Raw genomic sequence first — 24,897 nt, 5'->3', positions numbered from 1 at the left:
AGCTGAATTGATTCAAGTCATACAGACGCAAAAAATCGAACGAATGGTAGAAGTGGACGTTACGTCCATTACGACCGATTCACGGGATGTTAAACCGGGAACATTGTTCGTCGCCATCAAAGGATATACTGTTGATGGACACGACTATGCTAAACAGGCGGAAGCACAAGGAGCGGTCGCGATCGTTGCGGAACAACCGGTCGACGTGTCGATTCCTGTCATTCTTGTTCGTAGTACATCACGTGCCATTGCCGAGTTGGCTGGCAAATTCTATGATTATCCTTCTGAAAAGATGCGGATGATTGGTATTACGGGAACGAATGGGAAAACGACGACGACGACGATCGTCCGTGATATATTAGCGCACCTTGGTCGGAAGACGGGCATCATCGGTACGGTTGAAGTCAAGATTGGTGACCGCGTCGTGCCAAGTCGCAATACGACACCACAAAGCTCCGAGTTACAAGCATTTCTGCATCAGATGCATGAAGAAGATGTCCAAGATGTCATCATGGAAGTTTCTTCACATGGATTAGAGCTTGGTCGGGTAACGGGTGTCGATTACGACGTTGCGGGATTCACAAATCTGACGCATGATCACCTTGATTTCCACAAAACATTTGAAAACTATGCGCGTGCCAAAGGATTGTTGTTTGCACAACTCGGTCAACGGCTGTCGACAGAGAAAGTTGCGGTCTTGAATGCGGATGATCCGACGAGTGAGCTGTATGAGATGATGACAGGTGCTCGTGTCATGACATACGGCATCGACAACGCAGCTGACCTCCGAGCAACAGCGATTGAACAGTCGCTTCAACAAACGACGTTCACGATGCTGTACAAGGAAGAACAAGTCGATGTCACGGCGAATTTCATCGGTCGCTTCAACGTCTATAATCTGTTGCTTGCGACAGGGATCCTCTTGTCTTGCGGATATGATCTAGCAACGATCGCAGGCGCGATTTCAGCAATCCGTCCGGCAAAAGGTCGGATGCAACGCTTGCCGATTGAAGGATATAACGTGTATGTCGACTATGCTCATACTCCTGACGGCATCGAACAGTGTCTGAAAGCACTCGTTGACGTACCGAAGGAAAAGATCGTCTTCCTGATCGGGACAGGTGGAAATCGCGATGTGACGAAACGACCAAAAATGGGCGAACTCGCTTCGACGTACGCCGGAACCGTTGTCATCACAACGGATGATCCACGATATGAAGCATATGATTCGATTACATCCGGTATCGCCAAAGGGATGACCCACGATCAGTTCGTTGAAATCGGTGATCGAGAAGAGGCTGTGCGTTACGCAGCACGACTCGCACGACCAGATAATATCGTCATCTTAGCCGGTAAGGGCCATGAAAAATATCAAATCATTGGGGATGAGAAATTCCCGCTCGATGAGGAAATCATCGTCAAAGAGATGATACGGCAAATGGAGGAACAGAAGTGACTTATCAACCAATCGTTGTAACCATAGATCAATTTGAAACATTCGTAAAAACACATCCCAAAGGTGATTTACTCCAGCTTCCGGCATGGGGAGAAGTCAAAAGCGCGACAGGATGGACACATGAACGTATCGCGGTCGGAACGGCTTCCGGTGAGATTGCCGGAGTTGGTCTTCTTTTGTTCAAGAAAGTACCGAAGCTACCGTTCACGCTTTGTTATGCACCGCGCGGTTTCGTCGTCGATTATACAGATACGGACGCACTTCGCGCCCTTCGTGACGAAGCGATTCGTGTCGCAAAACAACAGAAGGCAATTGCGATTAAATTTGATCCAAACGTCGAGCGGGAAGAATATCCTGGTCTGTTGCAGGAGATGCAAGGACTCGGATTCAAACATAACGGCTTCGGTGGCGGTTTTGACTACGCGCAACCACGCTTTACGATGGAGACGAGTCTTGTAGGGACAGAAAAAGAGATCTTCGACGGTTTCCATTCGAAGTTCCGCTACAACGTCCGCCTTGCTGAACGCAAAGGGATCGTATGCGAACAAGCGGATCGTGAAGGGCTAAAGACATTCGCAAAGCTGATGGTCGAGACGGGCGAAAGGGATGGTTTTTCAATCCGCGGTCTGGATTATTTCGAAAATCTGTACGATCATCTTCACCCAAAAGGTGATGCAGTCTTGTTTTTGACGAAACTCGATGTCGTTCGTGCGCTTGAGAATACAGAAGCCTTATTACTTCAAGCTGACAAGGAACTCTCGAAAATTCATCGTCAGCTCGAGAAAGAGACGGCCGAGAAGAAGCTAAAAAGCTTAAACAATCGCTTGGAGCAGACGACAGCACAAATCGAAAAAGCAGAGAAGTCGAAGACAGAACTGATGACGATTGCTGCTAAACATCCAAACGGTATCATCCTGTCTGGTGGTCTTTTGACGCTTGCTGGTCGTCGCTCGTATTACTTATACGGCGCTTCATCGAACGAGTACCGGGAGTTCATGCCGAACCACTTGATGCAATGGACGATGATGCAATATGCGAAAGAACATGGTGCGCTCTCCTATGACTTCGGTGGAGTTAGTGGTTCGACAGACCCGGATGATCATTACGCGGGACTCTACGCCTTTAAATCTGGTTGGGGCAGCCGGATGATTGAAAAAATCGGTGAGTTCGATTATGTACTCAATCGTCCGCTCTATCTGTTGCTTGAGACTGGGTTACCGATTCTACAAAAACTTCGGAAGAAGCTTCGCCGCTGATGAAACGGGGAACAATCTTCGGTTGGATCGTATTTTTATTGACGATGTTTGCGATTGGATTGTTTCTTGCGGCATCCATGAATCGGATGCCGACGATTTTAATGGATCAACCGGAGCTCGGGATTGATAGTTGTCCACGAGACGTAGCGGGAGAAGATCGCTTAATCAATGCAAGCGAGACGAACCTGAAGCGTCTCCACCCAGCTGTCGAAGCGGGGGCAAAGGATCTGATCCGTGTGGCGCATTCTTGCTACAATATCGATATCAAGATTACGCAAGGATACCGCTCGATTCAGCAACAGAATGCGCTTTATGAACAAGGACGTTCTAAGGCAGGTGAAGTCGTCACGAATGCACGTGGTGGTGAATCGATGCATAATTATGGACTCGCTGTCGATTTCGTTCAGCTCGTGAATGGCCAGATTTCATATGATCTTGAGTATGACGGGAATCGGTCAGGGAAAAGTGATTGGCGCGAAGTCGCGGATATCGGAAAAGCGCTCGGTTTCGAATGGGGAGGCGATTGGAAACGATTCGTCGACTATCCTCATTTTGAGATGACGTTCGGATATTCGCTCGACGAACTGAAGGCTGGTGAACGTCCAAGCCGTTCGGAAAAAGCGAAACGAACGGAAGAGGTCGAAGATTTGTTGAATACGTGATCAACGTCATTCCTGGAGTAATGTGGCAGGAATGACGTTTTTTTTAGATTTCCTAGTCCGATTGTTGGCAGATTGTGAAAATTCGGCTAGAATAGTGATAGTGATAAGTGGACGGCTCACGAAAAGTGAATATGAATTATAGGAGGTCATGTTGTGTCAAAGAAGAAGACGGAAAAAGTAAGCGTCTTTGCTCTTGGTGGCGCCGGTGAGATCGGGAAGAACATGTACGTCGTCGAACTCGACGAGGACATCTTCGTCATCGATGCCGGATTAATGTTCCCAGGAGACGAGATGCTTGGAATCGATAAAGTCATTCCAGACATCAGTTATTTAAAAGAAAACAAAGAGCGGATTCAGGGGATTTTCATTACCCATGGTCACGAGGATCATATCGGGGCACTCAGTTACGTCTTGCGTGACTTAAAAGTACCGGTTTACGGAACACGTTTGACGCTCGGTTTGATTGAACACAAATTAAAAGAAGCCGGTTTATTGAAAAAGGCAGATCTTCGTCCAATTGATGCCAAGACGAAATTAACCGTTGCAGGTCATTTTATTACGTTCTTCCGGGTCAACCACTCGATTCCGGATGCAGTCGGGGTATGTATTCAAACATCTCAAGGTGCGATCGTCCATACAGGGGATTTCAAATTCGATTACACACCAGTTGATGGAAAACAGGCGGATTTCGGGAAGATTGCAGCAATTGGTCAACGGGGAGTGCTTTGCTTACTGTCTGACTCAACGAATGCAGAGCGACCAGGGATGTCTGGATCAGAATCGATCGTCGGTTCTGAACTGAACGACGTCATCTATGAGGCACCAGGTCGTGTCATCGTCGCTTCATTCGCTTCGAACATTCATCGTCTACAACAAGTGTTTGCGGCAGCAGAAGCGAACAATCGAAAAGTAGCGGTCGTTGGTCGTAGCATGGTCAATAACGTCGAAGTGGCACAGCGTCTGAATTACTTACGCTTCAAACAGAAAACATTGATTGATCTATCTGACATCAACCGCCTCGACGATAACCAAGTCGTCATCTTGACGACAGGATCGCAAGGTGAGCCGATGGCAGCCTTGACACGAATGGCGCGTAACGCACATAAGCAAGTCAATATTCGCTTGAACGATACGGTCGTCGTTGCGGCTTCGCCGATTCCAGGTAACGAAAAGTCGGTTTCGAAAACGATCGATCTCTTATTCCGTGCTGGTGCGAATGTCATTTACAACCAACGGAAAGTACACGTTTCCGGTCACGGTCATGCGGAAGATCTGAAGCTGATGCTCAACTTGATCAAACCGAAATTCTTCCTACCGATTCACGGAGAATTCCGGATGCAAAAGGCACACAGTCGTCTCGCACAGACGGTTGGCGTCAATGCGAACAACATCTTCATCATCGAGAATGGGGATGTCGTTGAGTTCGAGAAGCGCAAAGCACGGATGTCACGCAAAGTGAACGCTGGAAACGTCTTGATCGACGGAATCGGTGTGGGTGATGTCGGAAACATCGTTCTTCGTGATCGTCGCTTGTTATCGCAAGACGGTGTCGTCCTTTGTGTCATTACGATCAGCCGGAAAAACAAAACGATCGTCTCGGGACCGGAAATCATCTCTCGCGGATTCGTCTACATGCGTGAATCAGAGGATATGATCAACGAAGCGAACCGAATCGTTGCGAAACAACTACAAGGTAAATTAAACGGAGAATTGGATTGGACGGAGATGAAGTCGTTGATTCGAGATAAACTGAGTGCTTATCTCTATGAACAGACGAAACGCCGCCCGATGATTCTTCCGATCATCATGGAGATTTAACAAACGAGCGGCTCAGATTGACCAATACCTGGTCCACTGAGCCGTTTTTTTATCAGGAGGGATGACGTATGGCGACGACGAAACGAAAACCTATACGAAAAAAAACGCCGCCACGGAAACGACCGGCAGCGAAGAAACAACGTCAGCCGATTGCGTATCGTACATATGCGACCATCATCGCAATCGTCTCATTACTAGCTTTCGTTCTCGCTTTCGGGGAGTTCGGGAAAGTCGGACTGACGCTAGCCGATGGAGGAGAGCGGTTAATTGGTCAGTTCGGTTCCTTATTATATGGTGGAATCGGTGCTGTGCTACTTTTACTCATCTCGAATGCGTCGCGTGCTCAGAAATGGGCATGGTCGATGTTACTGATGGGTTCAGTCGTCTGGATTGATCTATTGCTCGGAGCACCGCGTGGCATTCTCAATGGATGGCTCTATCAAAACGCAGCTTATTATATTTCGAGCGCGGGTGCCTTCTTGATTGGTCTGTTCTTCATCGGAACGGCCGTTCATATCCTACGCCCATCGTTTTATGGTGAGCTGTGGCTTGGGCTCCGGGAACGTGCAGAAGAGTTTCGCAATCGTGAACGAACACCACGTCCTCGTGTCGAAAAAGAGTTGAAATCGAAACCGGTTCGTGAGAAAAAACCGAAGACGTTGCGACCAGCAACTGTCGAGGAACCAATCGAAACGGAACAAGAAGCAGAAGATCCGTCCGTCAACATTCAAGACGTTCCGATCATCGGTTTCACGGATCACGTTGAACCCCAAGCAGCGGAGACACAAGGGCCGTTGACGATGACAGAGACACCAGACGGTTATCAATTGCCGTCGCTTGATTTGTTAGCAGAACCGACATCAAAAGATTTGTCCGGCGAGAACAAACGACTGAAGGACAATGCCACGAAATTGATTGCAACCTTAAAGTCGTTCGGGATCGGAGCAAAAGTCTTAAAGATTCATCTCGGACCAAGTGTCACGAAGTACGAGATTGAACCAAAACAAGGAATCAAGCTTAGTCGAATCACGGGACTCGCCGATGACTTAGCGCTAGCGTTAGCCGCAAAAGATATCCGGATCGAAGCACCGATTCCGGGTAAAGCGGCTGTTGGAATCGAGGTGCCGAACCGTGAAGTCGCCATGGTATCACTTCGAGAAGTACTAGGAGCGGAGAGCGTCCAATCCGACAGCGATCGTTTGCTCGTTGCACTCGGACGAAGCATTTCTGGTGAGACGGTGACAGCGAAGTTGAATAAGATGCCACACGTCTTAGTTGCCGGTTCGACGGGTTCCGGTAAATCGGTCTGTATCAATGGGATGATTGTCTCGATATTGATGCGGGCACGACCGGATGAAGTCCGCTTGATGATGATTGACCCGAAAATGGTCGAATTGAATGTCTACAACGGCATTCCGCACCTCTTAGCGCCCGTCGTCACCGATCCTAAAAAAGCGGCACAGGCATTAAAACAGGTCGTCTCGGAAATGGAACGCCGTTATGAGATCTTCAGTCAAAACGGAGCGCGCAACATCGAAGGCTACAATGCACTAATTGATAAGATGAACGCAGAGGAGAAAGTGCATCAACGATTACCGTACATCGTTGTCATCGTCGATGAGTTAGCTGACTTGATGATGGTTGCGTCAAACGAAGTCGAAGATGCGATCATGCGACTTGCACAAATGGCGCGAGCTGCAGGAATTCATATGGTCATTGCGACGCAGCGTCCGAGTGTTGACATCATCACCGGTGTCATCAAGGCGAATATCCCGTCGCGGATCGCATTCAGTGTATCGAGTGCGACGGACTCGCGGACGATTCTTGATACGGGAGGCGCTGATAAATTGCTCGGACGAGGAGATATGTTGTTACTTGGTAACGGCATGAACAAACCGGTCCGCGTACAAGGAGCCTTTTTATCGGACGAAGAAGTCGAGAAGGTCGTCAATCATGTCATCAGTCAGCAAAAGGCACAGTATGTTGAAGCGATGATTCCAAAAGATGTACCAGAGGGCGAAACAGAGGTCGACGATCCACTTTACGATGAGGTCGTCCAGTTCATTCTGACACAAGAGACGGCATCAACGTCGATGATTCAACGAAAGTACCGCATCGGTTACAACCGAGCTGCCCGTCTTATTGATGCGTTAGAAGAAAACGGTCTGATTGGTCCATCTGAAGGATCTAAACCACGCCGCGTCATGGGACGTTAATCGAGTAGAAAGGAAGTCGTGGAATATTCCAAGGCTTCCTTTTCTTTTCTAGGAAAATGTATAGATAAGAACCGATGTCTCGAAAAAAGAAGAGATACATGAAAAAAAGACATGATGATTTTGTATAAATAGAAATGACTGGAAAAATTAATGAATGCATCAAAAATAAAATCGCTTTCATGAAAATAGTTGTCAGACGTCTGTTGATTTTCAGTAGTGTTTTTGGCATACTCAGTCATATGAGTGACCGACCTTCAACACGAGGGCTGGGAGCAGCTTTTTCACAAATAGATAATGAAAGCGCTCTCATAATTGCAGAGGAGATGGATGAAATGAAGAAGAAACAGGTAATCGTATCGATGATGTCAGTAGCGACGGTTGGTCTTGCTGCTTGTGGTGGTTCAGGTGAGAAAGCCGATCAAAAAGATCAATTCTCTGTTGCGATGGTAGCCGATAAGGGTGGTATCGATGATAAATCGTTCAACCAATCCGCTTGGGAAGGTCTGCAAGCATACGGTAAAGACAACAAACTTCAAAAGAATGAAGGGTTCTCTTATCTACAATCTAAATCGCAACAAGATTATCAACCGAATCTATCGCGTCTTGCTCGTGGGGGAGAAGATTTAGTTTTCGGAATCGGGAACACGTTCAATGAGGATATCAAAACAGTTGCTGATCAATTCAAAGACACACAATTCGCAATCATCGATAACGTCGTTGAAGGAAAGAACGTCACGTCGATCACATTCAAGGAAAATGAAGGAGCATATCTTGCAGGGATCGTTGCTGCAATGGAGACGAAAAAAGATCATATCGGTTTCGTTGGTGGGATGAAGATGGACGTCATCGAGCGTTTCCGTGCCGGTTTCGAAGCAGGTGCTAAGTCCGTCAATCCGAAGATTAAAATCGATGTCCAATATGCGGAAGACTTCGCAGCTCCAGAAAAAGGTCAAGCGATCGCAGCTGGAATGTATGGTAAAGGCGCAGATATCATCTTCCCAGCAGCAGGTGGTACAGGAAACGGTGTCTTCACAGAGGCGAAAAACCGCAAGAAAAACGGTGAAAACGTCTCAGTCATCGGTGTCGACCGAGACCAAAAAGAAGAGGGTATGCCGGAAGACGTTACATTAACTTCTGTCATCAAACGTGTCGACCGTGCAGTCGAAGATACAGCAAACGCAGCGAAGGATGGTAAACTCGAGGGCGGCAAAACGATTCGTTATGGTCTGAAAGAAGATGGAGTTGATATCGTACCATCTGAAAAGATTTCGAAGAAGACGTTGACTGCGCTTGAGAAAGCAAAATCAGATGTCGTTTCTGGAAAAATCGAAGTACCTGAGCAATAAGCGTTGAAAAAAGAAGGGGCATTCTTAGGTAGAATGCCCTATTTTCTTCCATTATTGATTGCGTTATGAAAAGGGTTACAAAAGCGCCAGAAGTCAGACTTCTAACCTGTTACAAAATGATTGCAGGATTGTGTTGGGCGTCATATACTTATCTTGGCTGGAGTTCTCATACGTCAGAAGTCTGAGCACTGGTTACAACTAGATAGAGGATGGAGATGCGTCATGTCGATTAAATTAGATCATCGTTTGCTTTATTTACGTGTGATTGAAAAGATCAAGTCTGACATCGATGACGGCGTTTACAAGGAAGGCGAGAAGCTCCCTTCAGAGTTTGAACTTTCAAAGCAACTTGGCGTCAGTCGAGCTACTCTTCGAGAGGCATTACGAATTCTTGAAGATGAGAACATCGTCATCCGTAAACACGGTGTCGGTACGTTTATCAATGCAAGACCACCGTTTACTTCTGGAATCGAAGAATTGTACAGCGTAACAGAAATGATTGCGCGCGCAGGTATGGTTCCGACATCAGAAGTGTTATCATCCGAGATGGTCCAACCGACTGAGCGCGACCGAGAGCGTTTTCAACTTGGTCCGGATGAATTGGTTTATCGAATCGAACGAATCCGACTCGCAGGGGATGTTCCTGTCGTCTATTGTATCGATAAGATTCCAAGCCATTATATTAAAAATGAAGAGCAGTTCACCTCTTCGACATCATTATTTGATGCTTTAGAAAAAGAACTTGGACGACGTGTCACGCATGCCGTGACGCACATCGAGCCACGTATTGATCCGAAAATCGCTGAACAATTACATACGGACCAACCTTTGCTCGCGTTGCGTCAAACGCATTATGATGAGCTCGACCGTTCCGTTCTTTTTTCAGCGAACTATTTCCGAGCAGATAAGTTTGATTTCCACGTCATCCGTAAACGTGTGTGAGCCATTGTTTTAGGATGAATACTGAAAGCGCTTTCCGTCATAACCTACGTAACGCTCCTCATCGCCAGCCTCGGGTGCTAGACGTAGTCTTGAACTTTGTATGACCATATTCGAAAGGGGATTTTCCAGATGAAAAAGAAGTCACTTCTCGCATTAGCAGCAACAGGTTTAGCAATGAGTTCGGTCCTTGCAGCATGTGGTGGCAACGACGATTCAAAAGATTCAGGTAGCGGCAGCAAATCAGACGGCTTTAAAGTAGGTATGGTTACAGATACAGGCGGTGTTGATGATAAATCATTCAACCAATCTGCTTGGGAAGGTATCCAGAAGTTCGGAAAAGACAACGACCTAAAAGAAGGTACTGGCTACAAATATCTTCAATCTGCAAAACAATCGGATTACCAACCAAACCTTCAGCAATTAGCTCGTGCTAAATACGACTTGATCCTCGGTATCGGGTTCTTGATGGGAGAAGATATCGGTAAAGTAGCGGATCAGTTCAAAAAGAGCAACTTCGCACTCGTCGATATGGTCGTTGACAAGCCAAACGTCGCGTCAATCGTCTTCAAAGAAAACGAAGGATCGTTCCTCGTTGGTGTCGTTGCTGGTTTGACGACGAAATCAGATAAAGTCGGATTCGTCGGCGGCGTTAACTCTGACTTGATCAAGAAGTTCGAAAGTGGATTCAAAGCAGGTGTTAAAGCAGTCAACCCAGACGCTGACATCGAAGTTCAATATGCAGAAGACTTCAACGCTGCTGAAAAAGGACAAGCGATCGCTTCAGGTATGTACGGTAAAAAAGTCGACGTCATCTATCATGCAGCTGGTGGTACAGGACAAGGGGTATTCACAGAAGCGAAAAACCGTAAGAAAAACGGTGAGGATGTTTGGGTTATCGGTGTAGACCGTGACCAAGTCGAAGAAGGTATGCCAGAGAACGTCACATTGACGTCAATGGTCAAACGTGTCGATACAGCTGTTGAGCAAGTCTCAAAAGATACGAAAGACGGCAACTTCCCAGCAGGTAAAGTTGTTGAGTTCGGTCTAAAAGACGGCGGTGTTGATATCGCACCTTCGAAAGACAACGTTTCGAAAGAAGCGCTCGACAAAGTCGAAGAGTATAAAAAACAAATCATCGATGGCGACGTTAAAGTCCCAGCGACAGACGACGAGTACAAAGAATACGAAGCGTCACTGAAATAATAATGAAAGCGGGGGTCGCTAGCATTGCGGCTCCCCCTTTTAAACTAAACATGGGAGTGGATTTTCTTGGAATACGTCATTGAGATGCTGAACATTAGAAAAGAGTTTGGCAGTTTCGTCGCAAATGATAATATCACGCTCCAGCTTCGGAAAGGTGAGATTCACGCTTTACTTGGTGAAAACGGTGCCGGAAAATCGACGCTGATGAACGTCTTATTTGGTTTGTATCAGCCTGAGGCTGGAGAAATTCGTGTACGTGGTGAAAAAGCCAATATTACGAGTCCGAACGTCGCGAACGATCTTGGAATCGGTATGGTGCACCAACACTTCATGCTCGTTCAAAATTTCACTGTTACTGAAAACATCATTTTAGGTGCAGAGCCACGTGCCGGAATTAAGATCGACCGTGCAACTGCACGTGAGAAGGTACGCCAGATTTCTGAACAGTATGGTCTTGCTGTTGATCCTGATGCAAAAATCGAGGATATCTCAGTCGGAATGCAACAGCGTGTTGAAATTTTAAAGACGTTGTACCGTGGTGCAGACATCTTGATCTTCGATGAACCATCTGCTGTCTTGACACCACAAGAGATCAAAGAATTGATTCAGATCATGAATCGCTTGATCGCAGAAGGAAAGTCGATCATCCTCATCACGCACAAACTGAAGGAAATCATGGAAGTAGCTGATCGCTGTACGACGATTCGCCGTGGTAAGTATATCGGAACGGTCGATATCGATGAGACGATGACACAGTCGCGTCTTGCTGAAATGATGGTAGGTCGTGAAGTCAACTTTAATGCGGAGTATTCCAAGGCAACTCCACAAGAACTCGTTCTCGACATCAAGGATCTAGTCGTCAAGGACAGTCGCGGCATCAAAGCCGTCGATGGATTAAATCTCGACATTCGTGCCGGAGAGATCGTCGGAATTGCCGGAATCGACGGGAACGGGCAAACGGAATTGATTGAAGCCATCACTGGTCTCCGTAAAGCGGATAGTGGAGAAATCTTCCTCAACAATAAATCGATCAAAAACTTGAAGCCACGTAAAGTGACGGAATCAGGTGTCGGTCACATTCCGCAAGACCGTCATAAACATGGACTTGTCCTCGATTATTCAATCGGACATAACATGGTCTTACAAACGTATTACAAACAACCGTATTCAAAAGCAGGCATCATGAACTATAAACAAGTCATGGAAAAAGCAAAAACGCTCATCGAGAAGTTCGACGTCCGAACTCCAAGTCCAGAGACGTTTGCTCGTGCCTTGTCAGGTGGTAACCAGCAAAAAGCGATCATTGCGCGTGAAGTCGATCGTTCACCAGACCTATTGATTGCAGCACAGCCGACACGTGGTCTTGATGTCGGAGCAATCGAGTTCATTCATGAACAGTTGGTTCTTGAACGCGAAAAAGGTCGCGCTGTCTTGTTGATTTCATTCGAACTCGAAGAAATTCTTCAAGTATCAGATCGGATTGCCGTTCTTTATGAAGGAAAAACAGTTGCCTTCTTGGATCCAAAAGAAACGAATGAGATCGAGCTTGGCTTCTTGATGGCCGGCGGTAAGAAAGAGGAGGTAGGTCATTCATGAAGTTAGAGCGTTTTTACGGCATCCTCATTCCGATTCTTTCCATCATCCTTGGAATGGTCGTCGGGGCGATCGTCATGGTCATCGGCGGGTATGATCCGATTGCCGGTTTTGATCAGTTATTCTATGGTATTTTTGGCGAACCATACAGCATCGGTGAAACATTGCGAGCAGCAGCTCCGTTGATCTTTGCCGGTCTTGCTGTCGCGTTTGCTTTCCGGACTGGACTCTTTAACATCGGGGTTGAAGGTCAGGTTCTCGTCGGGTGGATGGTCGCAGTTTGGATCGGGATTGAGTTTGATCTACCGATGGCGATTCATTTACCGCTTGCTTTAATTGGAGCAGGTTTAGCAGGTGCACTTTGGGCATCGATTCCTGGTATCTTAAAAGCGAAGTTTCATGTGCATGAAGTCATCACGTCAATCATGATGAACTATATCGCATTGTATGTGACGAATGATATTTTACGTCATGTCATCGGTATTACGAACGAGCGGACGGAGTCAGTCAAGGAATCAGCATCCCTTGCTTCACCGTTCTTACAAGAGATGACGGATTTTTCACGATTGCATAACGGGATTTTCATCGCAGTCATCGCTGCCCTCGTCTTCTGGTTCATTTTGTGGAAAACAACGCTTGGTTATGAACTCCGAGCAGTTGGATTCAATAAAAATGCTGCAGAGTATGCAGGGATGGGCGTTAACCGAAACATCATCTTATCGTTCGTCATCTCAGGTGTGTTCGCAGGTCTCGCTGGAGCGATGGAAGGTCTTGGGACGTTCCAAAACATGACATTGAACGCGTCCTTCACAGGTGTTGGATTCGACGGAATCGCGGTTGCCTTGTTAGGTGCGAATAACCCGATCGGTGTCGTTCTCGCGGCGTTACTGTTTGCAGGACTCAACATCGGTGGTCTGTCGATGCAACAGATTGGTATTCCACCGGAACTGATCAAAATCATCATCGCATTCATCATCATCTTCGTGGCTTCGGGTTACGCGATTCGTCTCGTCATCGAGAAGTTCACGGTTAAGAAAGAATCTAAAAAAGCGAAAGGAGCCGGTCAATAATGGGCTTTCTTGAAGTACTTTATATCATCGTGCCAATCGCACTCGCCTATTCGGCTCCGTTAATCATTGCAGCACTTGGCGGCATTTTCAGTGAGCGTTCTGGCGTCGTCAATATCGCGTTAGAAGGATTAATGGTCATGGGTGCCTTCACAGGTGTCGTCACGGCATTGACTTTATCGAAAATGGGCTTAGGTGCTGCGAGTCCTTGGCTTGCGATGCTCATCGCGATCGTCGTCGGAGCGGTCTTCTCACTGTTCCTTGCGATTCCAGCAATCCTCTTCCGAGCAGACCAAACGGTTCTTGGAGTAGCGATCAACTTGCTTGCGGTTGGTCTTGCGATCTTCCTTGTCCGTGCACTTTACAGTAAAGGACAGACAGATTCGATTCCAAACCGGATTTCGAAAGAAAATGTACCATTCTTGTCTGATATTCCAGTCTTGAAGATGTTCTTCGCAAACGTCTACTACACATCGTATATCGCGATCGTTCTCGCGTTCGTCGCATGGTACATCATCTTCAAGACACCATTTGGTCTTCGTTTACGTTCTGTCGGGGAACACCCGATGGCAGCGGACACGATGGGAATCAACGTCACGAAGATGCGTTTCATCGGCGTTATGATCTCTGGTGGTTTCGGCGGTCTTGCTGGTGCTGTCTACGCGACGTCGATTTCATTGAACTTCAGTGTGACGACGATTCTCGGTCAAGGCTTCCTCGCGATTGCGGCGATGATCTTCGGAAAATGGAACCCACTCGGTGCCATGGGGGCAGCCCTCTTCTTCGGGTTCGCTCAAGCGATTTCGATCATCGGTCAGCAATTGCCGTTACTCGATCAAATTCCACAAGTGTATCTGTTGATTGCGCCGTATTTATTGACGATCTTAGCACTTGCTGGTGTCGTTGGTCGTGCGGATGCACCAAAAGCTGTCGGTGTACCGTATATCAAAGGTAAACGCTAAATTTTTACTAATCATAGACCGGATGTTGCCAATTGGTGACATCCGTTTTTTTTAGATGATCGATAGATTGAATGAGAAAAAGTCCAATAAAAAAAGATGCTTCGCGAGGAAACATCTTTTTTTATTCACTTATTCGAATTTTAACGCATCGCCTTCGAACGATTCATCTGCTACTTTGATTGAATCCGTCGGGCAACCTTCGAATGCATCAATCATATCGTCGAATAATGCTTCTGGAATTTCGGCAGTACCATTGTTATCATCAAGAATGACATACGCCAAACCCTCATCATCATAATCATAGATATCTGGTGCCGCTGCTCCACAAGCACCACAAGCGATGCAAGTATCTTTGTCGACAATCGTAAATTTAGCCATTGAACGGTCTCCTCTCTATACGAAAACATTATTGAAACACGCTGTTCTCATCTATATGTCATTGTATCGGACTCATCGTTGCATTTCAATGACGAAGCACAAGTGACAGCAGAAAATGTATATATCATCACATGCCCGCAAACGGCCTCTCTAAAACGTAACGATGAAACAGGAATAGCATATCATCTTTGATTTGGAAACGACATACAACAGGAGGGAGCGTGACATATGGAAGTTTCTTTACTCGAGCGTATTTTTCTGGAATCGATCCAGCGCCTTCGAAATGAACGATCTGACCGCAGTCTTTATCATGTTTTTCAAGGAAAGAAATCAGCGACTTCTCTGCAAGATGCTCATTTTTATGATTTAGAGTCGGTATTCGGTACTGTATTAGTCAGTAAACAGCGATTCGAAACAATCTTGGCTGAACTTGCGCAGAAGAATTGGATTGAGCGGCAAGAGACACTGCGACTGACGTACGAAGGCGCGCGACTAGTAGAGCAAACGGATCGTGCGACCATTGATCAACTAGGTGGTGAACTTCGTGGTTATGCTGAGATGATGTGGAAACGACTCAGCCTTTTGGTTCAAACGATGGTTTGTTTGGAAGCGAAACAGCCGTTTATTCCTGTGCAACAGGAAACCATCATCCGTGAATGGGTAAAAAGTGTTCTTCCGACCATCTCGAATCGAGCAGAATGGTTACATCATATGCACCAAGAGTTGATAGTTCTCCTTGAGCGCTTACCAGAGCGAGAAGCGACATTAATCAGTTACCGCTTGTCTGGCGTGCAGGCAGGATGGTCTTATCCGCAATTAGCTCAAATGATGAAAACGGATGTGGAGAGTGTTCAATACGAATTTACGATCGCTTGGCGAAAGTGCATCGATGACTTAGAAAAAACACCATTTCTAAAGCAAATAGGTGTTGATCTACACACGTCAAAAATGACCCAGTCTGCGCAAACGACATGGGAGTTATTACAACAGGGATTAACCGTTGAAGCGGTTGCGATCCGAAGACGATTAAAAAATAGTACGATGGAAGATCATCTCGTTGAGATTGCAATGTATGCTCCTTCGTTTCCGCTGGATCATTTTGTTACGTTATCTCAGCAAGAAGAGGTTCGACAGATTGCACAGCGACTCGGAACTTACGCGCTGAAGCGGATCAAGAGTGAGATGCAATCCGAGATATCTTATTTTCAGATTCGATTGGTGTTAGCACGTAGTAAATGGGAGGGGATTTAATGGAAGCGTTATTGCATCGTCATTTTGGATACGAAGCATTTCGACCTGGACAACGCCAAATCATCGATTCCATCCTAAACGGAACAGATACACTAGCAATTTTGCCGACTGGTGGAGGAAAGTCTGTCTGTTATCAATTTCCGTCTTATGTACAAAATGAAGGACTGACGTTGATTTTGTCTCCGTTACTCTCGTTGATTGAAGACCAGGTTATGCAAATTAAGCGCAGAGGAGAGCGATCTGTCGCTAAATTAACTTCTGTCGAGACACGAGAAGAGAAGGAGCAGATCTTATCTGTACTCGAACATCTACGATATCTTTACTTATCACCGGAGCAACTGGCGCTGCCGCAGATTCGGGCTCGGCTAAAACAGATCAATATCGCGCTCTTCGTCGTCGATGAGGCGCATTGTATCTCCCAATGGGGACACGAATTTCGACCGGAGTATGCAAGACTTGGTCACATTCGACAAGAACTTGGCCTTCCACCATGTCTCGCTTTAACCGCAACAGCGACGCGTGCTGTTGAGCAAGATATTCGAACACAACTGCGTATGCATGAGCCACAAATCATCCGTCGTTCTGTCAACCGACCAGAAATCCAATACGTTGTCGATCGCGTGGATCGAGAAGAAAAGGATGCGGCAGTCAATCGGTGGATGGAACTCATCGTTCGCCCATGCGTCATCTATACGACAACCCGTAAAGAAGCGGAACGAATTGCTGAAATCATTGACGGCGCGACCTATTATCATGCTGGGTTGACGATAGAAGATCGCCAGCTTGTTCAACAACAGTTTCTTCATGATGAGATTGATTGTCTCGTGTGTACGAGTGCGTTCGGAATGGGTGTCGATAAAGGTAACGTCCGTACGGTCATTCACTATACGATGCCTGCGACGATCGAAGCTTACATGCAGGAAGTCGGACGTGCCGGACGTGACGGTAAAGAGGCGACTGCGATCTTACTTTACGCTGCTCAAGATGAACAACTACAAACGTACTTGATCGACACGCAATATGCGCCCGTCTTGTGGATCGATCAATTGCAACAAGGAATGAATCAAGGCGAATCCTATGCCAAGATGGAAAGTGGTTTTCGTTTTAATCCGGAAGATCCGGCATACCGCTTACTTAAATCACAACTCGAGAATGGGTGGTCGAAGGAACGCATCATCCAGTGGCAAACAGAACGTAAACAATTGAAACGACAAGAGATCAACCAGATGATGGACTACATTCACCGGAACGAATGTCGCCGTTCGATGTTGTTGCATCATTTTGATGAGCAGGCAATCGTACAACCACGTTGTTGTGATATATGTGGAACGATTGAGTGGGAAAGTCCAGTGCAGAGAAGGACGCATCAACCGGTAGATTGGAAATTGCGTTTAGAACAAGTCTTTTTTTCATCACTAGATTCGGTGTAAACTAGACAATATCCTTATATTTTTCAAGAAAAGGTGATGAACATTGAGTAAACAAGATCAGAGACGGTTGCATCAGAACGAAGAGGATCAGTCACTTCCACCGCGTTCTTCGCGTATCGAACATGTTCGAAACGAGCGATTAAAACAACCATTTCGAAAAAATCCGTTAGCAATCACGTTGACGGTGCTCATGATCACGATCATCATCGCCTTCGTCTCCATCGGTTTCATGATGTAAGGGCACATTGTGAACGGAGATTTTTTTCCTTTCAGCGTATACTAGAAAGGAAGGGGAAGGAGGCACGATGCATGGATCGTGGGAAATATAATATCAAAGCAGTCGCTGCGTTAGTGGGACTCAACCCGACGACCATTCGTGCTTGGGAGCGGAGATATCAGGTGCTTGATCCGGATCGAAGTGAATCCGGACATCGCATCTATAGTGATAACGATGTCGCGAAATTACGCTGGATCGTCGATAAACAAAAAGAGGGGTTATCTGTCTCTAAAGCAATCCAGTTGTATGAGATGCCTGTCAATCGGGCTGAAGTACCGCACGATTACGGAGTCGAACTGCGAGATCAGTTATTTCAGGCATTGACGAACTTTGAAGAACGACATGCGCATGACATCATGAATAAAGCATTCTCGATGTTTAGCTTCGATAAAGTGATTCAGGACATCGTCGGTCCACTTTTGCATGAGATCGGAGTGAAGTGGGAGTCGGGGGAGATCACGATTGCGCACGAGCATTTTGCGACGGCATTTCTGAGAGCTCGCCTTTCGACATTGTCGTTACAGATGCCGATCAATCCGTTCTTACCACGAATCGTCTGTGTCTGTGCGCCGGAAGAAGAACACGAACTCGGACTACTTTTCTTTACACTTTATTTACGACAATCTGGATTTGATGTCATTTTCCTCGGTTCCGGTATACCGGTTCAGGATTTGGTGACGGTCACACACCAGCTGCAACCGAAAGCCGTTATTCTTTCCTGCACGTTATCGGATCATTTACCGTTGCTCGATGAAGCGCTGGCACGTTTGATGGCTGATTTTCCGGATCTTGAGATTGGTCTTGGAGGTTATGCGGTCGATCAGCTGCCGGAACGGTATGGTCCACATTTACTTGGTGCAGACGATCAATCTTGGAAAAGTTGGTTAAGTCGACTCACTCCGACAACTGGTGTATAGTATGATTCATAGCGAACGGAGACATCAGGTTTCCGGTTTTGACTGGAGGAGTCTATATGAGGTTTGAACAAATGAAACAAGGACACCTTCGTGTCTTCATCACAAAGCAGGAGTTATCGCTTCACGACGTTCGACCAGAAACGTTGGCTGTCGGGAAGGGACAAGCTTTATTGCGTAATCTATTAGAAGAAGCCGAATCGAATTTTGGTTTTCAAGCAGCGGGAACACTCGAATTTTTCGTTACATTCTTTCCGAATGACGGGATGCTCGTTGATGTACGTCGTGAAGGCGATTTGCCAGAAGAGATGAACGAGGAGTTCGATCAAGTCGAAATCCGTATGACAGTTGATATCGTCCATCACGTCTTATATGCTCTACAATCGCTAGAAGACGTCATTCAAGCGAGTCATGGATTATTGCGACATATGCCTCGTACAGAGACAGGTGGTAGCCTCTACTTCTTCGAGGGAAGCTATTATCTCTATTTCCAAGAACGAATGAATGAGGCGCTCGAGCAGACGGTGACGACGATTTTGTCTGAATACGGTGAACCGAGCCCGAAAAGTCCACTTGTCATGGCGGAGTATGGGAAAACGATTCAGGCGGAACATGCCGTCGCAACGATAGCTGAACAGTTTAATATGTAAAACATCAAGTGCGACATTCCCTCATAGGGGGATGCCGCACCTTTTTGTGTTCTGCTGGAAGTGGCACCATTTTGTATTTTTTCATCGTCAGAAGGATGGTATGATAATCATTGAACGTAAGAAGAAGGAGTGAAGTAGGATGAAAGTGGCAGTATTATACGGTGGGACTTCAGGAGAACGGGAGGTTTCATTAAACAGTGGAAAGTCGATCATGGAAGCATTAAACAGTAAAGGGCATGAGGTCACGGCTGTTGATTTCCACCCTGATCAAGCGCATGAACTCTTCCAGCTGGATGTAGATGTGGCTGTCATCGCTCTTCACGGGAAAATTGGTGAAGATGGACGCGTACAAGCATTGCTTGAACTGGCAGACATTCCATATACAGGTTCAGGTGTGTTAGCGTCAGCGCTAGCGATGGATAAGGCACGTTCGAAAGTTCACTTTGATAAAGCAGGCATTACGATCGCCCGTGATGTGCTGTTAGAGCGTGGAGATGATATCGAAGCAAAAATCGTAGAGTGGAATGGTCAATTTCCTTGTGTCGTCAAACCAGCACAAGAAGGCTCATCAAACGGATTGACGATTGCTCAAGATGAGACGATGTTACGTGAAGGAATCGCTAAAGCCTTTGAAGCGGACGATGCAGTGCTTGTCGAACAGTTCATTAAAGGGCGTGAAGTGACAGTGCCGGTCGTCGGTCATAAAGGTGCAGAAAAAGCATTGCCGGTCATCGAGATCATTCCGAAGAACGCCTTTTATGACTATGAATCCAAATATGCCATCGGAGGTTCGGAGCATATTTGTCCTGCTGAGCTGGATGAGACAACGACAGAAAAACTTCAAGAATGGGCTGTTAAAGCGCACCAAGTCCTTGGCTGTGCAGGATACTCGCGATCTGATTTCCTAGTACCGGAATCCGGAAATCCAGTCATCTTGGAGACGAATACACTTCCTGGTATGACTTCGACCAGTTTATTCCCGGACGGTGCACGAGCAGTGGGAATCGAATATCCGGAATTGGTCGAATATTTCATGGAACTGGCGATCGAACGACATCGTCAAACAAAACAACCAAATCAATGATATCCTAGGAAAAGAAGTGAGAAAGCGCTTACAAATATAGGCGTAACCCCTTTCATTACGTTCGAGAAAAGAGTATACTTTATCCGAACAAGGAAACGGCATAGGGGATGCCACTTATGGGGAGGAACGTTGGAATGATCACTGACCAACAACATGCGAATCACCGCAAGAACGTACTGGAAGCGACACAAGAAATCGTCAAGGAGGCACTAGGGAAACTTGGTTATCCAGACGAGATGTACGAATTACTTAAAGAACCACTCCGGATGTTGACAGTCCGGATTCCGGTACGGATGGATGATGGTTCGACGAAAATCTTCACAGGATATCGTGCGCAACATAACGATGCCGTTGGACCAACGAAAGGTGGAATTCGCTTCCACCCGAACGTGACGGAAGTTGAAGTCAAAGCATTATCCGTCTGGATGAGTCTGAAGGCAGGTATCGTTGACTTACCATACGGCGGCGGTAAAGGCGGAATCATCTGTGATCCACGTGAGATGAGCTTCCGTGAAATCGAACGTCTCAGCCGTGGATATGTCCGTGCTATCAGTCAAATCGTTGGACCGACGAAGGATATTCCAGCACCTGACGTCTTCACGAACTCGCAAATCATGGCATGGATGATGGATGAATACAGTCGAATCGATGAATTCAACTCACCTGGTTTCATTACAGGGAAACCGCTCGTCCTCGGTGGCTCACACGGGCGTGAGACAGCGACGGCGAAAGGTGTCGCAATCATGATTCGGGAAGCGGCTGCTAAAAAGGGTATCTCGCTCGAAGGCGCACGTGTCGTCGTTCAAGGATTCGGCAACGCCGGAAGTTTCTTATCGAAATTCATGTATGATTTAGGTGCAAAAGTCATCGCGATCAGCGATGCGTACGGAGCACTCCATGATCCAAACGGTCTCGATATTCCATACCTACTCGACCGTCGTGACTCGTTCGGTACCGTGACGACATTGTTCAAAAATACGATCTCGAATAAAGAATTGCTTGAACTTGAATGTGATATTCTTGTTCCGGCAGCAATCGAGAATCAAATCACAGAAGACAATGCGCACGATATCAAAGCAGCGATCGTCGTTGAAGCGGCTAACGGTCCGACGACGAACGAGGCGACGAAAATTCTCGCTGAACGTGACATCCTGATCGTTCCGGATGTTCTTGCTTCGAGTGGTGGCGTAACGGTTTCTTACTTCGAATGGGTCCAAAACAACCAAGGGTATTACTGGACGGAAGAGGAAGTACACGAGAAACTTGAAAAAGTACTCGTGAACTCGTTCAACCAAGTCTATCAGACAGCGCAGACGCGTAATGTCGACATGCGACTTGCCGCTTATATGGTAGGTGTCCGGAAGATGGCGGAAGCATCTCGTTTCCGTGGTTGGGTCTAATATGATAATGAACGTCCGCTTCTTCTTTGCGAAGAGCGGGCGTTTTGCATTGCAATTTCTTTCGTCTATGGTAGAGATTTGCTAAGATATAAAAAAAGCAACCGGAAGAGGAGATATTCGAATGTTAGATTGTATCGTAATCGGTGCAGGACCGTGTGGGTTATCGGCAGCGATCGAAATGCAAGATCGGGGACTAGACGTCGAAGTGCTCGAAAAGGGAAATATCGTCGAAGCGATTTATCGTTATCCGACGCATCAAACGTTCTTTTCAAGTAGTGAGAAGTTAGAAATTGGTGGTGTACCGTTCATCAATAAAGAATTAAAACCGCGACGTCTCGACGCGCTCGTCTATTATCGAGAAGTCGTCAAACGAAAACAATTGACGATTCGTCCGTTTGAGACGGTCGAGCGGATTGAACGTCAAGCGGATCATTTTATCATCCACTCGGAGCGTTCCGGGGAAAAAAGAAGCCGAGAAGCTCGCTCCGTCGTGCTTGCGACAGGTTATTATGGTTTACCGAACCGAATGGATGTTCCTGGAGAGGAATTACCTCATGTCTCGCACTACTTTACGGAAGGACATCCGTATTTTGATCAAGATGTCGTCGTTATCGGTGGGAAAAATTCGAGCGTTGATGCAGCGATTGAACTTGAAAAAGCGGGAGCACGTGTGACCGTCCTTTACCGTGGACCGGAGTATAGTCCATCCATCAAACCATGGGTGTTGCCGAACTTCGAATCTCTCGTTCGTTCGGAAAAGGTCAAGATGATTTTTGGAGCGTCAATCGAAGAAATTACGGAGCAAGAGGTGGTTTATCAAATAGATGGAGATAAACAGACCGTCCGTGCTGATTTTGTTTTTGCGATGACAGGTTACACACCCGATGTCGGATTGTTCGCTGACACAGGCATTACGATTGATCGTAAAACAGGTATTCCAAGTCACGACGAAGAGACGATGGAATCGAATGTCCCGGGCATCTACATCGCAGGTGTCGTCGCAGCAGGATATGATGCCAATAAAATATTTATTGAAAATGGACGTTTTCACGGTGCAAACATTGCCAACCATCTCGTTGAACGGCTACGTGGTGCATCGATACAAGCCTAAACAAAACCTCTTGATTTGGAAGATGAATTTCCGGATCAAGAGGTTTTTTTCATTTATTCAACGCGGAATGATTCTTCGAGTTCTAGTTGTGAAGCATCGATTTCGAGTTCGACCATCAGTTTAAGCCGCGCTTTTTGTGAATTCAGTCCATTCGAGAAAATGACGCCGAGTTCTTTTAATTGTTGTCCACCACCCGTATATCCGTAGACGTCTTGAACGATTCCGTTGAAGCAACGGCTGACGATGACGATCGGCATGACGGTAATCAATTCAGCGATGGCATCCACGATACTTGGTGGTACATTTCCTTGACCGAGGACTTCAAGGACGAGTCCATCATAACCGAGTTGTTTCACAGCAAGTAATAGGTCGGGTTCCATACCGGCATAGACTTTAAGAACGGCGACCCGTTTTGAGAGCGAAGTCACCATATGTGTTTGTTTCAAGAGCGGTGTATTGAATAAGTAGACATGATCCTTCGTTACCATCCCAAGATTTCCGAAATGAACGGATTTGAATGTATCGACGGATGACGTGTGCGTTTTTGTGACGTTGAATGCCGAATGGATTTCCCCGTTGAAGACGACGAGGACACCTTTTCCGTGCGCAGCTTCACTGACAGCGACACGAAGTGCCGTAATCAGATTAAACTCACCATCGGATCCGACCTCATTAGAAGAACGCATGGCTCCTGTCAAAACGATCGGAACAGGTGCACCAAGCGTCAAATGTAAGAAATAAGCCGTCTCTTCCAGTGTGTCCGTTCCGTGAGTGATGACGACGCCGTCGTAATGTTCCTTCTTGAGCTCACTCTCGATGAAATGGGCTAGACGCAACATGATGTCAGGTGTCATATGCGGAGAAGGTAAGTTTGCGAAGTGACGCGTCGTAATGTTGGCAATATCTGTTGCACGCGGGAGTGAAGCGTCGAGTGGATTGATATCGTTTGGTAAGACATGACCAGAATGATCCTGTGCCATGGCGATCGTTCCACCCGTATGAATGAGTAATAATGATTTCATGCTAAAGGGTCCTTGTCTACAGACAGAAGACCTTCACCTACTTTCTATGACGGATTCGATTCGTTCTCCCATATTGTAACCTTTTTCCCTCTTGAAACAACGAGGACGTTTTCTTTTTTCCAAGAAACCTTTATTCTTATAAATGAGGAAGAAAGGGGGAGAGGAAGCGTGGTTCAAATCGTTTTCTCCGGAGTTGCCCCAGGCATCGCACTCCTAACTTATTTTTATCTACGTCACGAACATGAATCGGAGCCAGTCGGCTATATCCTTCGAAGTTTCATTTTCGGTATTTTACTCGTCTTTCCCTTGATGTTCATCGACTATATCGTCCAGACCGAATTTGGTGGGCGTGAAGAGGTGCAGTTGATTCGAACAGCTGTTACGGAAGAATTCGCCAAATGGTTTGTCGTCTTTTATACGGTCTATATCCATCAACGGTTTAATGATTATTACGACGGGATCATCTATGCGGTAGCCTGTTCACTTGGGTTCGCAACGCTTGAGAATATCTTATATCTGATGGTGAATGGAACAGTCGAACATATGCTGTTTCGGGCACTCTTACCCGTATCTGGTCATGCTTTGTTTGCGGTCATCATGGGATTCTTCATGGGGATGGCGAAATTCTCGCCTCATCCTTATCGCTGGTTGTCGCTCTCGATTGCGCTTCCGGTATTTGCGCATATCTTATTTAATTTGTTAATATTGGAAAATGGTGGTATATCTTTTTTGCCGATCGTCTTCATGGTCATCCTATGGACGATTGGATTATTTCAAGTACGAGGTGCCAATCGTTTAAATCGGCGATTTAAACGAAAAAAACAACATTCAGATGGCATCGAATAGAGAGTAGGAGCGA

Annotated in this window: 22 protein-coding genes; 20 read left to right on the top strand and 2 right to left on the bottom strand. The window is 46.4% G+C overall.

Annotated elements, in window-relative coordinates; translation table 11 throughout:
- Positions 1-7 precede the first annotated feature (7 nt).
- The 11 genes from KNQ08_RS06725 (at position 8) to KNQ08_RS06675 (ending at position 14,521) form a co-directional block, all read left to right on the top strand.
- Positions 8-1,456 carry a UDP-N-acetylmuramoyl-L-alanyl-D-glutamate--2,6-diaminopimelate ligase gene (locus KNQ08_RS06725; protein ID WP_483299296.1) on the top strand — a complete coding sequence of 483 codons (1,449 nt, stop codon included), beginning with the start codon at positions 8-10 and terminating at the stop codon, positions 1,454-1,456.
- Positions 1,453-2,712, top strand: a complete 1,260-nt coding sequence (locus KNQ08_RS06720; protein ID WP_214770670.1) for a lipid II:glycine glycyltransferase FemX — start codon at positions 1,453-1,455, stop codon at positions 2,710-2,712. The genes KNQ08_RS06725 and KNQ08_RS06720 overlap by 4 nt, the downstream gene beginning before the upstream one ends.
- On the top strand, positions 2,712-3,374 hold the full coding sequence (locus tag KNQ08_RS06715; RefSeq protein ID WP_251133294.1) for a M15 family metallopeptidase: 663 nt from the start codon (positions 2,712-2,714) through the stop codon (positions 3,372-3,374). The genes KNQ08_RS06720 and KNQ08_RS06715 overlap by 1 nt, the downstream gene beginning before the upstream one ends.
- A gap of 153 nt (positions 3,375-3,527) precedes the next feature.
- The gene (locus tag KNQ08_RS06710) at positions 3,528-5,192 is read left to right on the top strand and encodes a ribonuclease J (RefSeq protein WP_023468670.1); all 1,665 of its coding nucleotides are present in this window, start codon (positions 3,528-3,530) and stop codon (positions 5,190-5,192) included.
- A gap of 68 nt (positions 5,193-5,260) precedes the next feature.
- Positions 5,261-7,408: a DNA translocase FtsK gene (locus tag KNQ08_RS06705; RefSeq protein ID WP_214805145.1), complete on the top strand. Its 2,148-nt coding sequence runs from the start codon at positions 5,261-5,263 to the stop codon at positions 7,406-7,408.
- Positions 7,409-7,740: 332 nt separating this feature from the next.
- Entirely contained in the window at positions 7,741-8,754 is a 1,014-nt protein-coding gene (locus KNQ08_RS06700) for a BMP family lipoprotein (RefSeq protein ID WP_214723578.1), read from the top strand.
- Between the two features lie 222 nt (positions 8,755-8,976).
- Entirely contained in the window at positions 8,977-9,696 is a 720-nt protein-coding gene (locus KNQ08_RS06695) for a GntR family transcriptional regulator (RefSeq protein ID WP_023468666.1), read from the top strand.
- 129 nt (positions 9,697-9,825) lie between these two features.
- Positions 9,826-10,899 (top strand): BMP family lipoprotein, encoded by a 1,074-nt coding sequence (locus KNQ08_RS06690; RefSeq protein ID WP_029342030.1) that lies wholly within the window; start codon positions 9,826-9,828, stop codon positions 10,897-10,899.
- Between the two features lie 66 nt (positions 10,900-10,965).
- Positions 10,966-12,495: an ABC transporter ATP-binding protein gene (locus KNQ08_RS06685; RefSeq protein ID WP_029342029.1), complete on the top strand. Its 1,530-nt coding sequence runs from the start codon at positions 10,966-10,968 to the stop codon at positions 12,493-12,495.
- Positions 12,492-13,562, top strand: a complete 1,071-nt coding sequence (locus KNQ08_RS06680; protein ID WP_029342028.1) for an ABC transporter permease — start codon at positions 12,492-12,494, stop codon at positions 13,560-13,562. The genes KNQ08_RS06685 and KNQ08_RS06680 overlap by 4 nt, the downstream gene beginning before the upstream one ends.
- Entirely contained in the window at positions 13,562-14,521 is a 960-nt protein-coding gene (locus KNQ08_RS06675) for an ABC transporter permease (RefSeq protein ID WP_023468662.1), read from the top strand. The genes KNQ08_RS06680 and KNQ08_RS06675 overlap by 1 nt, the downstream gene beginning before the upstream one ends.
- A 129-nt stretch (positions 14,522-14,650) precedes the next feature.
- Here the strand turns inward: KNQ08_RS06675 and KNQ08_RS06670 are convergent, their stop codons facing one another.
- A complete protein-coding gene (locus KNQ08_RS06670; protein ID WP_029342027.1) occupies positions 14,651-14,899 on the bottom strand; it encodes a ferredoxin in 249 nt (82 codons plus the stop codon).
- A 228-nt stretch (positions 14,900-15,127) separates the two neighbouring features.
- On the opposite strand from KNQ08_RS06670, the gene KNQ08_RS06665 reads away from it, so the two are divergent.
- The 8 genes from KNQ08_RS06665 to KNQ08_RS06630 all read left to right on the top strand — a co-directional run bounded on the left by KNQ08_RS06665 (position 15,128) and on the right by KNQ08_RS06630 (position 23,016).
- Positions 15,128-16,150, top strand: coding sequence for a YpbB family protein (locus tag KNQ08_RS06665; protein WP_214805144.1), 1,023 nt, complete (start codon positions 15,128-15,130; stop codon positions 16,148-16,150).
- On the top strand, positions 16,150-17,580 hold the full coding sequence (locus tag KNQ08_RS06660) for a RecQ family ATP-dependent DNA helicase (RefSeq protein WP_251133632.1): 1,431 nt from the start codon (positions 16,150-16,152) through the stop codon (positions 17,578-17,580). The genes KNQ08_RS06665 and KNQ08_RS06660 overlap by 1 nt, the downstream gene beginning before the upstream one ends.
- A 43-nt stretch (positions 17,581-17,623) precedes the next feature.
- A complete protein-coding gene (locus KNQ08_RS06655) occupies positions 17,624-17,818 on the top strand; it encodes a hypothetical protein (RefSeq protein ID WP_023468658.1) in 195 nt (64 codons plus the stop codon).
- Positions 17,819-17,889: 71 nt separating this feature from the next.
- Complete coding sequence (locus tag KNQ08_RS06650; protein WP_195864802.1) at positions 17,890-18,774, top strand: MerR family transcriptional regulator; 885 nt, start codon at positions 17,890-17,892, stop codon at positions 18,772-18,774.
- Between the two features lie 56 nt (positions 18,775-18,830).
- Complete coding sequence (locus tag KNQ08_RS06645) at positions 18,831-19,421, top strand: adaptor protein MecA (RefSeq protein WP_195864803.1); 591 nt, start codon at positions 18,831-18,833, stop codon at positions 19,419-19,421.
- Positions 19,422-19,560: 139 nt separating this feature from the next.
- The gene (locus KNQ08_RS06640) at positions 19,561-20,505 is read left to right on the top strand and encodes a D-alanine--D-alanine ligase (protein ID WP_214723570.1); all 945 of its coding nucleotides are present in this window, start codon (positions 19,561-19,563) and stop codon (positions 20,503-20,505) included.
- Between the two features lie 134 nt (positions 20,506-20,639).
- Complete coding sequence (locus KNQ08_RS06635; protein WP_023468654.1) at positions 20,640-21,905, top strand: Glu/Leu/Phe/Val family dehydrogenase; 1,266 nt, start codon at positions 20,640-20,642, stop codon at positions 21,903-21,905.
- A 121-nt stretch (positions 21,906-22,026) separates the two neighbouring features.
- Positions 22,027-23,016 carry a YpdA family putative bacillithiol disulfide reductase gene (locus KNQ08_RS06630; protein WP_214723568.1) on the top strand — a complete coding sequence of 330 codons (990 nt, stop codon included), beginning with the start codon at positions 22,027-22,029 and terminating at the stop codon, positions 23,014-23,016.
- Positions 23,017-23,069: 53 nt separating this feature from the next.
- On the opposite strand, the gene KNQ08_RS06625 is transcribed toward KNQ08_RS06630, so the two are convergent.
- Positions 23,070-24,038 (bottom strand): asparaginase, encoded by a 969-nt coding sequence (locus tag KNQ08_RS06625; RefSeq protein ID WP_214723566.1) that lies wholly within the window; start codon positions 24,036-24,038, stop codon positions 23,070-23,072.
- 168 nt (positions 24,039-24,206) lie between these two features.
- Here KNQ08_RS06625 and prsW point away from each other — a divergent pair, with 168 nt between their 5' ends.
- The gene (prsW, locus tag KNQ08_RS06620) at positions 24,207-24,884 is read left to right on the top strand and encodes a glutamic-type intramembrane protease PrsW (protein ID WP_023468651.1); all 678 of its coding nucleotides are present in this window, start codon (positions 24,207-24,209) and stop codon (positions 24,882-24,884) included.
- The last annotated feature ends 13 nt before the right edge of the window (positions 24,885-24,897 follow it).

Origin of the sequence: Exiguobacterium sp. s46, from assembly GCF_018618875.1 — a bacterium.
In the GTDB taxonomy this organism is placed as follows: Bacteria; Bacillota; Bacilli; order Exiguobacteriales; family Exiguobacteriaceae; genus Exiguobacterium_A; species Exiguobacterium_A abrahamii.
The sequence above is the reverse complement of the archived record's forward strand: the minus strand, read 5'-3'. Positions and strand labels throughout refer to the sequence as shown.